This window comes from Okeania sp. SIO2C2 (assembly GCF_010692625.1).
Lineage (GTDB): Bacteria > Cyanobacteriota > Cyanobacteriia > Cyanobacteriales > Microcoleaceae > Okeania > Okeania hirsuta.
This window is the reverse complement of the sequence record NZ_JAAHGM010000041.1, coordinates 23,001-36,272: the sequence shown is the minus strand read 5'-3', so window position 1 is coordinate 36,272 and position 13,272 is coordinate 23,001. Positions and strand designations below refer to the sequence as shown.

The following is a 13,272-nucleotide window of genomic DNA, read 5'->3' as shown; positions in this document are numbered from 1 at the left end:
GGTATACCTCAATAAGGTGGAATCCACTGTATCTCAATTATCAAAAATAGCACTATAAAAAGAGGATTCAAAAATTAAGGTCAAGGTGGCTTTTTCCCTTCCTATTTTTTATCATCCCCTCTTTTATCTGAATGAAATAGATTCTAATTTATTCAATTAAGAAGGGTGCATCTCAATATTTGCAAAAATACTTTTTTCCTATATATTCCCTGTTGCCTGTTGCCTGTTGCCTGTTGCCTAAAAGCGATAATTTTTTGGCTTGATTCAAAATTGAGATGCACCCTTTCTATCTGCTATAGTAATAGTAAGTATCTGACTCAAATAGTAGACAAAAAGGAAGTTATACTATGAACGAAAATATTGTTTCTGTGGAAAATGTAATTAAACAAATAGATGGAATGAATCTGGAGCAACAATTAGAATTAATTGCTTATATTGCTAATAAAATCCAGAAATATAAATCTTCACCCAACAAAAAAAACTCTTTAAAAAGTATCATCGGTAGTGGCAAAGGATGTTTTGCTACTCCTGAAGAAGTAGATAATTTTATTAATCAAGAGCGAGATAAATGGGAATTTTAGAAGCAATTACAGGAACACGAGTTTATTTAGATACTAATATCTTTATTTACGCAGTAGAAGGATATGCTGAATTTCAAGCTTTATTAAATGAGTTATTTGAGGCTTTTGATAATAGAAATCTCAAAGCCATTACTAGCGAATTAACTTTAGCAGAAGTTTTAGTGAAACCATTAATTGATAATAATACTGAAGTTTGTTTAACTTATGAAAATGCCATCCAAAATTCGCAATTGCTTGAAGTAGTACCAATAAATCGAAAAATTCTGATAGAATCAGCTCGATTAAGAACCATAATTAATTTAAGATTGCCAGATGCAATTCATGGTGCAACTGCAATTTTAAATGGATGTGAAACTTTTTTAACTAATGATAAACGCTTAGAAGCTCTTTCTGGTATTAATGTTCTTATTTTATCTAATTTATAGTCGCCAAATATACTTTAGGTTGGGTTAAGCAGTAGCGTAACCCAACAACACTAATATACATTGAGATTTAACAAATTACTGTTAGGTTTAGGGGTTCCTCAACCCAACCAACAAAGTACTATTTTTTTATTATAACCGTTTGACAAAAATCATATTAATTATCTTTCTCTTTGATTCAGAAAACTAACGTTCCTGCAACCAACTTTCTAAATCCTCCAAACTATTAAAATCTAAAATATCCTCTGTTAAACTTTCCAAATCAGACAAAAGTAAATCTTCAATCTGACTACTGAAGACCCTAGTTACGAAAAAGCCAAAAGTTACTACAACAACGGAAAATTCAGAATCGAAATGTCACCAGCAAACAAGCACAGTAAAGACCACATGGTTATTACTACCATAGTTAACTTATTTGCAATGGCAAAAAAGATTAAGGTAGATGGCAGAAATGAGTGTATTTATCGCAAAACTGGACTTCAAGCGGCTCAACCAGACGCTTCCTATTATTTTGGAGAAAATGCTAATGTAGTTCCTAGGAAAACATCTATTATTGACCTAGATATTTATCCTCCACCAAATCTAGTTATAGAAATTGCCAATACCTCTCTAGCAGATGATAAAGGGGAAAAACGTTTGTTGTATGAAGCAATGAATGTTTCTGAATATTGGATAGTAGACGTACAGAAGGTAGAAGTTATTGCCTTTGCTATTGCCAATGAAGGTAGTAAAAAAATTAATGAGTCTCAAGTTTTGCCAGGGTTAGCCATTTCTTTATTAGAAGAAGCATTGCAACGCACTCATCAAGAAAATCAACCCAGTTTACACTTGGTTATTCAGTCAGTTTCAATAGCAGGGAATAGGGAATAGGAGTGAAAAACATTTCTGAGATTCTAAGATTCATCATCAGTCTATATCCTAACCAATTCTTTCTTAGCTATAGGATTTTTATATAGCGATCGCTCAAGATTAAATAATCCTTCTGAAAAACCAAAATTTTCTGACAACTAATAACTGAAAAGACCATGAACAAAACCCAATCCCAACTACCTAAAGATACTTGGATAACAGCAACTTGGCAAGAATATATCCAAACTATTGACGACCCAAGTTACCAAAAAGCAAAAATTTACTACCACAACGAAAAACTCAGAATCGAAATGTCACCATTAGGAAGCGACTATGCTAACGACCATATACTTGTCGTCGCAGCAATTACTCTCTTTACCATCACGAAAAGCATCACCCTGACTGGTAAAGATAATTGCACTTACTGCAAAACGGGATGTCAAGCAACTCAACCCGATCTTTCCTATTACATTGGCGAAAATGCTGATGTCGTTCCTTGGGGAACTTCTATGACTAACCTAGGTATTTATCCTCCACCAAGTCTAGTTATTGAAGTTGCCAATACCTCCCTAGCAGATGATAAGGGCAAAAAGCGTTTGCTATATTAAGCAATGAATGTTGCTGAATATTGGATAATTGACGTACAGAATGTAGAAATTATTGCCTTTGCTATTGCCGATGGAGGTAGTAAAAAAATTAATGAGTCTCAAGTTTTGCCAGGGTTAGCTATTTCTTGATTGCAAGAAGCACTGCAACGTACTCGTCAAGAAAACCAAACTCAAGTTTACACTTGGTTATTAAATCAGTTTCAGAAATAATCTTGAATCATAAGTATTAACTTCGATTATACCACAATTAGACCATTTCCTTCTTCCTTCCTCCTTCTGCTATAAACATTAGATAATTTATGCTAATATACTAAAACTTGAATCTGTTAGAGCTATTTAGAGTAGTAGCCACAATTGGCTAACCTTGCTTTCTGTAAACTGAACTAGCAAAGACTAACTGCTTTTGCTCCACAAAACAAAAATAAAGTCAAAATATCTATTAGGAGGATAATGCATAGATGACCCAAGTGATACTAGGAGAAAATGAAGGAATTGAATCTGCATTACGTCGCTTTAAACGACAAGTTTCTCAAGCTGGAATATTCCCAGATATGAAAAAACATCGTCACTTTGAGACCCCTATTGAAAAACGGAAGCGTAAAGCAATGGCTTTACAAAAACAAAGGAAAAGACGTTCCCGTTATTAATCTTTATTGCTTTATTCTAATTTGAATTTGTTGTCAATTAGTGTCTTTCTAAGTCTATAAGTCATTAAGAAGCTGTTAAGATAACTTTTGTTGAGACGCCTGGGTGCGTCTCCCTGAGACTACTAACAAAAAAAGAACTAAACATCAGCAATTACTAATATTTGGTGAGGTACAAATTTCTAGGTTTTAAGCAACAAACAAACAGCAAAGAAAAAGACAACTGTACCTCACCTCTGGTCAAAAACCTTATATATCAAAAATCATATTTATCAGGTAAGCATTCAGCCGTCAGCTATCAGCGATTGCTTTTAGTATTGAGAAAAAATAAGTTTTACACTATGCCGGATTTAAAGACTTAATTTTATATCTTTATTTTCCGCATCTGTAAACTTTATTTATTCTTAATTCTTTAGTTTACGATCAAAGCTTTATTAATTGTCTTACTACAAAAGCTTGCCCTTAAAGTCTATTTTAATTTAAACACTATCCTGAAGGAGAGAGTCTTGTTGCTGATAGCTGACAGCTAATAGCTGAATGCTTACTTTATAAGTAACAGTTTTCTGTTAAATTAATATTAATTTAATAATTGAATTTGGCACTATATTTTGGGAGAGAAAAAATGGCTGTAGAGCAGCCGGAACTTATAGATATTTCCTCTTTTATTGACCACTCTTTATTAACAATCACCGCGACCCCAGAACAAGTTTCAAAATTCTGTACGGACGCTGAAAAATTTAAGTTTCCATCAGTTTGCGTATATCCTTACTACGTCAAACAAGTAGCTGAATTTCTCCATGGCAAACATCCAAAAGTTTGTACTGTGATTGGTTTTCCTCATGGTCAAACTACTGGTCAAGCTAAATTATATGAAGCTTCAGAAGCTGTAGAAAATGGCGCTTCAGAATTAGATGTGATGATTAATTTGAGTCAAATCAAAACAGGCCAAACTAATGAATTACATCGGGAAATTGCCGAAATTTCTGAGGAAACTGGTAAAGCAGTTAAGGCCATTTTAGAGATGGCATTACTTACAGAAGCAGAAAAGCGATTAGCGACAGAAGTCTTAATGGATTCTGGTGTGGCTTTTATTGTCACTAATACGGGATGGTATGGTGGAGCAACAGTGGCGGATGTGCAACTGCTCAAGGAAATGACCAAGACTAATGTTGGAATTAAAGCGGCTGGAGGAATTAAAAGTTATGAGCAAGCAGTGGATCTAATTTCTGTGGGTGCTACTCGGTTAGGTACATCTCGTGGTCTAGAATTGCTCAAACAGCAAAAGGACAAATCCGGATATTGACATTCTCATCAGTGTGGGGAGTTAACGAAGTCATAATTCAGAAGTCAAAAGTCAAAAGTTAACCCACCCCTAACCCCTCCCAGGACGGGAAGTAGGGGGTTTGAGCTTCGCTCCAAAAATATTTCTCCTTAAAAAGCGGGGTTTTATACCCATATTATTTTGAGAAAGAAAGATTTGGCAACGGCGCTCAGATAGAACATTTTTTTATACTGAATTAAACGAATTTGATATAATTATTATTTATTAGAATTACGCATCGCATATGGAAAATATTGATAAACTCTATATTTAGTGTAGCATTATAGTTTGTACCTAGTATATATAGTGTTTTGGCTCAAATTTGACGAAGAGAAAGCGATCGCCATGAGCTGATATAGCAGTGGAAGGAAAAAGTCTAGACATATCAAAAACTGAAAACTCAGATAATGCCAGATTTTTCCTTCTTTTCTAGATAACTAATCCCTTTGTTCCTGATTTTTTGATTATTTGATTATATTTAATTGTCTGGATATGATATAATTAGTGACTATTTAAATTTGGCATCGCATCTGGAAAATATCCATAAACTCTATATTTAGTGTAGCACTATAGTTTGTACCTAGTATATATAGTGTTTTGGCTCAAATTTGACGAAGAGAAAGCGATCGCTATTAGCTGATATAGCAGTATAAGGAAAGGGTGCGGACACATAGCGTATTCAGTGGTCTATGAAATACATTAGGGAGCAGGAAGTAGAGAGTAGTAGTGTGAAAGAATTGATGAATAAGAGTGCAATAATTGATTTTATTTTTGATTATTGGAGATACCTAATAATTATGTAATTAAATATTGATATCCTGACTTCTGATTTCTGACTTTTGACTTCTAACTTCTTCTTCAGTTTTGACTTTTGACTTTTGACTTTTGACTTCTAACTTCTTCTTCCCTCTTCCTTCTTCCCTCTTAACTTAAAATATGGCCCTAACCTACAAAGCAACTGGAATAAATCTTAAAGCTATACCCATAGGCGAATCAGACCGTTTATTAACCATTTTGACTCCAGAATATGGTTTGATTCGAGTAGTAGCACCAGGAGTGAGGAAGCCAAAATCAAAATTGGGGGGTAGAAGTGAACTATTTGTAGTAAATCAATTATTAATTTCCCAAGGGCGATCGCTCGATAGAATAAATCAAGCAGAAACTATATTATCCTACGCGGGTCTTAGTCAAAACTTAGGAAAACTAGCAGCAGGTCAATACTTAGCAGAATTAGTTCTCCATCAAGCCTTAAGCGAACATCCTCAAACAGAACTTTTCTATCTTCTCAGCGAACATTTGGGACGTATAGAAAAACTACAAAACAAAACTGACCGCCTCTGGCATACCCAACTCATATCATATCTCGCTCATGGCATTTATCATCTATTAGCCATAGAAGGAATTGCCCCCCAAGTACAAATCTGTTGTATTACTGGACATCCATTACAGCCAAACTTTAATCATCCTAATTGGCAAGTGGGATTTAGTATAGATTCAGGTGGAACTATTAAACTTACTGATACTTCTGTAGTTCCATCTTCACAGCAGCAAGTTAGGATGAATACTATGCTAAATGCCAATCAACTTTCACTATTTCAACAGTTAGCTCAACCTCAGCTCAATGCTCAGGTGGAACTCACTTCTCATCAAGATTGGATCATAGTTGAAAAACTTTTAAGAAAATATACCCAATATCATTTGGATTACTCTATCCGCTCTGCTGCTCTTATCGATACTTATTTACAATCCATATCTCCTTCAATAAAAAATGCAATTGTCTGATTCAGAGTTAAATACAAAAGAAAAACAACAAACACAACCAAAAGCAGACCCTATTTCGGCTACATCCTTAGCAGACATGGAACCCGAACGTGGACTTTTGCCAGTACTGAAAAATGGTAAATTTTTAATCCTCTGGAGTGGTCAAGTATTTTCCCAACTTGCAGACAAAGTTTACCTGGTACTAATGATTGCTATTATTGCCAATCATTTCCAAGCAGCAAACCAGACTATAAGTGGATGGGTCTCGGCAATTATGATTGCTTTTACTATTCCGGCAGTATTATTTGGAGCTGGAGCTGGTGTTTATGTGGATAGGTGGCCAAAAAAAGCAGTTTTAGTTGTGACAAATATTGTCAGAGGTGGTTTGGTTCTGATTTTGCCAATTGTATTGTGGCTATCTAATGATTTTAATCTAGGTAATTTACCTTTGGGATTTTGCCTAATGTTATTGTTGACTTTTTTGGTTTCTACCCTGACTCAATTTTTTGCTCCTGCGGAACAGGCCGTTATTCCTTTAATTGTGGAAAAGCGACACCTACTTTCGGCTAATTCTCTTTACACCACTACAATGATGGCTTCTGTAATTATTGGCTTTGCAGTGGGAGACCCTTTGTTAGAATTAGCCGATAGTTTAGTAGCTAAAATTGGTTTTGGGGAAGCTTTAGGTAAAGAATTAATAGTAGGAGGAAGTTACGCGATCGCTGGTTTACTTTTAATATTACTCAAAACTGGGGAACAGAAAAATTTGAGTGACAAGGAACAACCCCATATTTTGGCAGACTTGCAAGATGGCTTGCGTTACCTGAAAAATCATCATCAAGTTCGTAATGCCATTATCCAGCAAATAGTTTTATTTTCGATTTTTGCAGCTTTGGCAGTTTTGGCAGTACGTTTGGCAGAAATTATTCCTGCCATGGAAGCTGAAGAGTTTGGGTTATTATTAGCTGCTGCTGGAGTGGGTTTGGGTATTGGTGCTGGAATAGTAGGTCAACTTGGGCATTGGTTATCTCACTTCCAACTTAGTTTGATAGGGTTTCTAGGAATGGCAGTTTCTTTGTTGGGTTTATCTATATTTAATCAAGAGTTTTGGGTAGCTATGGGTTTGATTGGTATTTTAGGAATGTTTGGTGCAGTGGTTGGAGTGCCAATGCAAACTACGGTTCAAGCTGAAACTTCTGAAGAAATGCGGGGAAAGGTATTTGGTCTCCAGAATAATGCAGTGAATATTGCTCTAAGTTTACCTTTGGCTTTAGCAGGGGTAATGGAAACTTTTTTAGGTTTACCAAAAGTTTTATTGGGGTTAGCAGGAGTGGTAATAATAGCAGGTATATTTTTCAGTTTAGGGAATAGGGAATAGGGAATATTCCAGTGGTGGAATGACACAGCTAAAAATGTGCAGAGCGCTTTTTTCGTTATAGCAAGGTTTGAGCGTTTTTTCTAATGCAACATTCAAGGTGTGTTAGTCTGGTAGGAAATTTTCACTATTCATCAGCTTTGGTTAGGTGCTTCATAAAATGAATTTATTATTGCTCTATCCGCAATAGAAGGAAATTTCCACTAATCATCACCTTTGGCGAGGTGCTTAATAAAATGAATTTATTATTGCTCTATCCGCAATAGAAGGAAATTTTTCACCACTAATCATCACCTTTGGCGAGGTACTTCATAAAATGAATTTATTATTGCTCTATACGCAATAGAAGGAAATTTTTCACCACTCACCCCATCTGGCGAGGTGCTTCAGCAAAAGCGATCGCTCAAAAAAATTGATATTAAGTGTGGGATAATTTCTTTGTTGACTTTTTGAGTTAATCTCCAGCTTGGTAAGCTAAGTTTTCTTTTCTGATAAAGACAGCCATTGCTTTGAGAGATTTAGATAGAGAAATGAGTATGCTAGCTACCACATTAATAGTAGTACCCCAGCTATCTCAGAATAATGCTACTCAAAACTCTAAAAATCTTCAATCTCCCTAACTTCAATAACTTTAAATTCCATGAATACTCTATTGAACAACCTATGGCGTTCAGTGTTAAAGAGCTATGTAATCTTAGTCAACACTATCGCTTTATTCTCCATAGGAGCAATTTTACCGATTGGTTGCTCCCAGGCTCTATCTTCTACAATGCCTGAAGAAACATTACCTACTGCCGTCCTCTTTAAAAATGTACGGATTTTTAATGGTATCTATGACCAACTATACGGTCCTGCTGATGTTTTAGTAGTCGGCAACAAAATTCAGACCATCTCTACCGAGGGAATTCCTATCCCTTCAAGAGATGAATATGAATTATCAGTTCCTGTTATAGATGGCAAGGGACAACAGGTACTAATGCCTGGTCTCACCGATGCTCATTTTCACTTCAATTTTGTTCTTCTTGGGGATGACAAAGTATTTGACCCAGAGATTCCTTTTGAGGATCTAGTTAAAAAATTCCAAGAAAACGCGAAAACTGCTGCTGAAGATATGCTGATGCGTGGGTTTACTACTGGCCGCGATGCGGGTGGAAACGTTTTTGAACTGAAGCAGGCCATTGACGCTGGCGACATTGCTGGGCCACGCATTTATCCCAGTGGTCCTATGATCTCGCAAACCAGTGGCCATGGAGATTTTCGCCTTCTGTGAGAATTGCCTAGAATACCTACATCGGAGCTGAGTATATCTGAGAAATTAGGGGATACAGCGATCGCTGATGGTGTCCCAGAGGTGCTTCGTACAGTCCGCGAACAACTGAGGAAAGGTGCTTCTCAGATTAAAGTAGCAATGGGGGGTGGAATATCATCTACCTACGATCCCATAGATGTTGTCCAATATACAGATGCAGAGATCCGAGCTGCAGTGGATGCTGCTAAAGATTGGAATACTTATGTCATGGTTCATGCCTACACGCCTCGTTCCATGCAAAGGTCAATTCGGGCAGGAGTGAAGTCCATTGAACATGGCCATCTCATGGATGAGGAAACTGCGAAGCTTATGGCTGAAAAAGATGCCTGGCTGAGTATACAGCCTTTCGTAGAGGATGATGCTAAGTATGCCCCAAACCAGGAAAGGTTTTTACAGGTGGTTGAGGGAACAGACAAGACCTACAAGTTAGCTAAAAAATATCACCTCAAAACTGCCTTTGGTACTGATATTCTTCTTAACCCAGACCTAGCACAGCAACAAGGGGCACAACTGGTGAAACTTTTGCGCTGGTATACGCCTGTGGAAATTCTAAAGATGGCAACTAGCGTCAATGGAGAACTTTTTGCTTTGTCTGGTCCCCGCAATCCTTATCCAGGCAAGCTAGGTGTTGTAGAAGAAGGGGCACTGGCTGATTTGCTATTAGTAGATGGCAACCCATTGGAAGATATCGGTCTTATTACTGACCCAGAAAAGAACTTTGTAGTAATTATGAAGGATGGAAAGATTTACAAAAGTGATTCTGCTTTTACACAATAATTGAATTGCGCAAAATCAGAACTACAGTAACAAAGTAATCATCGATGCAAAAGTAATTTAACATTATCCTGCCAGTCTCCTTTTGTCATGGCAGGATTATTTCATCCTTATTTGTCTCTATTTTTCCTGAATCATAGCTCCAGCTTCCTGACTCTTACCACCAGAAAAAAACAAAAACTTTTTCAGCAAAATTAAAAATAATAGTCATTCTAAAAAGGAATGAGATATAGATAATTTTCTCAGCTTTTTTAATCCAATATTTAACCCTCAGAAATCTTCAAGACTTCATTAAAAATACTATCAAGAAGAAAATTATTATTTTTGGTCTAGTTCGGGAAATTTTATCCCCAACCATATAGTTACAAATCAGTCAAATGAGCATATAGGTAACCTAGAAAAATTAGATCGTCATCCTTAAATCAACAGGAGGCGATCGCCTCTCTAAACAACGAAATCATCAGTATTTCAGGCATTAAAATCCTTTGAGGTAATAAACACCCTTGGATTATTATTCGATTATATTACCACGGAAAAGCTGAAACCATTGAAATTCTGTTAGCTATTTCAGGAAATTTTTCCTATTTCTTGTCAGAGATTGATGACCAAATTGAAAAATTTAAAACTAGAAGTAGAAATTGATAATTAAAACTTTTAAGTCTGGCGATCGCTAAAATAAGCAACGAGGACTATAGTAATTTTCAGAGGAGCATTAGTTAACGGTACTTTGATATTTTTCACACCAAAAATGGCTTCAAACCCAGTATTAGCAAGGGAAATACCTGAATTAGCTCAAAATAGTTGAAAGCTAGATATATCAAGAAAACGATTAATTAAAGGTAAAAGCATTACTGTATAAAGTTTTTACCTTATTTTTAGCCTATTTTTTCCTAAAGTCCTGTTAACGAAAAACCTTGACAAACCTTGTTAAAGTTTCAATTTAATAGAAGTAGGCAACAGGGGAATTTTTAGGAAATAGGAAAAAGGTACAAAAGATGATTAATATCAAGTCCGATATTATTTTTGGTCTATTTCGATAACTTTTTATAACTACCATATAGTTACAAATCCGTCAAACAAGCATATAGGTAACTTAGAAAAATTAGATCGTCATCCCTAAATCAACAGGAGGCGATCGCCTCTCTAAACAACGAAATCATCAGCATTTGAGGCTTTAAAATCCTTTGAGGTAATAAACTCCGTTGGATTATTCTTCGATTATCTTATCACGGAAAAGCTGAAACCATTGAAATTCTGTTAGCTATTTCAGGAAATTTTTCCGATTTTTTGTCAGAGATTGATGACCAAATTGAAAAATTTAAAACTAGAAGTAGAAATTGATAATTAAAACTTTTAACTGTAGCGATCGCTAAAATCAGCAATGAGGATTAAACAAAATATAGAAATAAAAAAGCAAAGATTAAAATGTTTAAATAACTCTGATTTTATGTTGAATGAGAAATGAGTAATTGGGAAAAAAAGTTGATGTAGTTGGTATATTTGTTGCGGTACTTGCCATAGTAACCCCTATTTTTCACAAGAGATTAGATCCTTGTTAAAACTCCCAAGACAAAATTGTCAACCATCAAAAAGAAGTGAGATGATCGAACACATTAAAAGTGGTAATGAATTTAAAGTTGTTTTTGACCAGACCAAAGTTCAGCAATTAATAATTACCTCTCCCTAAAGGGGAAAGGATTGACACTCAACGAAAAAAAGATTTTTTTCCCTTGAAGGGGGAGGCTTTAAACCAAGGTATTTAATTATTAATTATTAGGTAAATTTAATCATAATGGTTGGCAAGGTCGGACAAATGATTCTATGGTTACTTTCAAGTCAGAGCGAACTTACCAATAGGTAATATAGCAATCCTATTTAGGTTGTGGAAAAATACCATAATCAAAAAGTTTAGGAAAATCGAATATTTGACCATAGCGCAATTTACTTAAATAGCCACTTAACTATTTTCAAAGAACTGCAAAGATGATCATATTGTCTGATGAATTTTTTGGTTTGTAACCAAATATCTTCAACGGGGTTTTGCTCCGGGGCATTCGGGGCAAATTTTGTACAATTTATCAACCATTCTTCTTCTGGTAAATCTTGATTAATTGTGATCAAATATTCTCGCGCATTCTGGGGAATTATGGTAAGTTGCTTCATCCCAGAATATTGCCAATTTTTTTCCCGGCCTTTGCGCTTTGCAAATATTTAATAAATTCCATGGTATTTTCAGGGCATTCCACATTTATATTCTTGAACAATAAATTCCTTTGTCTGATAGTCTAATGCACCATCTGGGAGTTTGTCTTTCTTTTTCATTTTTGAGATTAATTTCTATTCTTTTATCTGTTCTTCCCCAGGGGTAACCTAGTAGGTCTGCCCATAGCAGATGATATTGATCAATCATAAACACCCCAAGGTTTACAGCCTCTATTCCCGGTGGCCATTTAGCCAGCAATTCCTCTATTTCTTTTTTTTCTTTCACTAATTCATCATCTTTAGCTGGATGATTTTTTGGAGTTTTTTTCCAACTTATTTCCGCTTCTTTGAGTAAGCTATCATCACTTTGATTGGACTCAAAAACCAGATTATACTCCTTCTGTAAATAGTTTTGGTTTGTCTGATCATCTCAGATAATCTTGGGGTCTCAACCACTCAATTGTTCTGTGTTTTTCTTTGGGCTTTAAGTAACCTTGTGTTCCTTGATCTTGAAGCCTTAAGCTTTCTACGCCATCAAACAGTGCGGGGTTTTTCCATTGGCTAATAAAACTGTGAGAAACATTTAATAATTCTTTGATTTCATGGTAGGATTTTCCCCACAAAATCATTTTGACCGCCCAGGGTCTTTTTATTTCTTTTGACTTTTTCGTTTGATTAATAAAATCCAGTAAGTTCATCTATAATCTTGATGATTTTGTATTTTGACTGGAGATTTTATTCTTACTATTATATCTGTTGCGACCTATTTAGGATTGCTATAGATAATTGATAATTGATAATTAATCCCCAAAGGTTTAAAGCCTTCTATTTCAAGATCAAAAAAGTGCTAGGAGATTTCCTTATATTCAATCAAGGTAGGTTTTCACCAGAGGTAATTATCCATGATCAATTAATCAAACAGTTACTTACTCTAAGTCTGAAGAAAAATACCAAACTTGTGGCTTAAACGAGTACCAAAAAGAAGAGCATGGAAAAGAAAATTACTGTTCTTAGTCAGGAGGTACAAATCCTGATGAAGCTAAAATTTCATGATGGGGGCGCTTATATGAATTTGATGCAGAAAGAAAAGTTTATAACTTTGACTATGGGCATATTGGAACTTTAGAAGTACTATACCGTAACAACTTAATACTACCTATCTCATTTTTCTTTATCCTTTGTATTTCCTGGGTAGTATTACGAAAAATTGGTTCAGAGACAAACTAAACAACTTTTGATTTGAGACTAATTGCTCTGTAGAATTAATAACAGAGGTTGACAAAAAAATTCTGAGATTTTATACGTCCTAACTCCTGGCTCTTGGCTCCTGGCTCCTGACTAATAACTAGACTTATCTTACTTTTTGGATGGCAGGTGGTATTATTTACAGACTGAGGTGCTTTTTGTCTGTTATGGCAGCCGAAGC

General features: G+C 35.5%; 10 protein-coding genes and 2 pseudogenes. 10 read left to right on the top strand and 2 right to left on the bottom strand.

Translation table 11 applies throughout. The features are described 5' to 3' along the window. The first annotated feature begins 347 nt into the window (after positions 1–347). Together F6K18_RS25450 and F6K18_RS25445 are read left to right on the top strand one after the other, a co-directional pair. The gene (locus F6K18_RS25450; RefSeq protein ID WP_287525096.1) at positions 348–581 is read left to right on the top strand and encodes a hypothetical protein; all 234 of its coding nucleotides are present in this window, start codon (positions 348–350) and stop codon (positions 579–581) included. Next, positions 569–1,006 carry a PIN domain-containing protein gene (locus F6K18_RS25445; protein ID WP_287525095.1) on the top strand — a complete coding sequence of 146 codons (438 nt, stop codon included), beginning with the start codon at positions 569–571 and terminating at the stop codon, positions 1,004–1,006. The genes F6K18_RS25450 and F6K18_RS25445 overlap by 13 nt, the downstream gene beginning before the upstream one ends. 183 nt (positions 1,007–1,189) lie before the next feature. Here F6K18_RS25445 and F6K18_RS25440 read toward each other — a convergent pair whose 3' ends face one another. Further along, a complete protein-coding gene (locus F6K18_RS25440; RefSeq protein ID WP_375341348.1) occupies positions 1,190–1,264 on the bottom strand; it encodes a hypothetical protein in 75 nt (24 codons plus the stop codon). Between the two features lie 93 nt (positions 1,265–1,357). Here F6K18_RS25440 and F6K18_RS25435 point away from each other — a divergent pair, with 93 nt between their 5' ends. From F6K18_RS25435 to F6K18_RS36845, 8 genes and pseudogenes are all read left to right on the top strand, one after another. Then, the gene (locus F6K18_RS25435; RefSeq protein WP_287525094.1) at positions 1,358–1,873 is read left to right on the top strand and encodes a Uma2 family endonuclease; all 516 of its coding nucleotides are present in this window, start codon (positions 1,358–1,360) and stop codon (positions 1,871–1,873) included. A gap of 155 nt (positions 1,874–2,028) precedes the next feature. Next, positions 2,029–2,460 (top strand): Uma2 family endonuclease, encoded by a 432-nt coding sequence (locus F6K18_RS25430; protein ID WP_353735164.1) that lies wholly within the window; start codon positions 2,029–2,031, stop codon positions 2,458–2,460. Positions 2,461–2,463: 3 nt separating this feature from the next. Then, the gene (locus tag F6K18_RS36850) at positions 2,464–2,589 is read left to right on the top strand and encodes a hypothetical protein (protein ID WP_353735163.1); all 126 of its coding nucleotides are present in this window, start codon (positions 2,464–2,466) and stop codon (positions 2,587–2,589) included. A gap of 329 nt (positions 2,590–2,918) precedes the next feature. Further along, positions 2,919–3,107, top strand: a complete 189-nt coding sequence (rpsU, locus tag F6K18_RS25425; protein WP_011613894.1) for a 30S ribosomal protein S21 — start codon at positions 2,919–2,921, stop codon at positions 3,105–3,107. A 619-nt stretch (positions 3,108–3,726) separates the two neighbouring features. Further along, positions 3,727–4,407 (top strand): deoxyribose-phosphate aldolase, encoded by a 681-nt coding sequence (gene deoC, locus F6K18_RS25420; protein WP_287525093.1) that lies wholly within the window; start codon positions 3,727–3,729, stop codon positions 4,405–4,407. Positions 4,408–5,361: 954 nt separating this feature from the next. Continuing rightward, positions 5,362–6,207, top strand: coding sequence for a DNA repair protein RecO (gene recO, locus F6K18_RS25415; protein WP_287525092.1), 846 nt, complete (start codon positions 5,362–5,364; stop codon positions 6,205–6,207). Then, positions 6,194–7,564: an MFS transporter gene (locus F6K18_RS25410; RefSeq protein ID WP_287525091.1), complete on the top strand. Its 1,371-nt coding sequence runs from the start codon at positions 6,194–6,196 to the stop codon at positions 7,562–7,564. Before recO ends, F6K18_RS25410 begins: the two co-directional genes overlap by 14 nt. A gap of 637 nt (positions 7,565–8,201) precedes the next feature. Continuing rightward, positions 8,202–9,647: pseudogene (locus F6K18_RS36845) on the top strand (amidohydrolase family protein). 1,868 nt (positions 9,648–11,515) lie between these two features. On the opposite strand, the pseudogene F6K18_RS25395 reads toward F6K18_RS36845, so the two are convergent. Next, positions 11,516–12,585 (bottom strand): annotated as a pseudogene (locus tag F6K18_RS25395) (IS630 family transposase). Positions 12,586–13,272 lie beyond the last annotated feature (687 nt).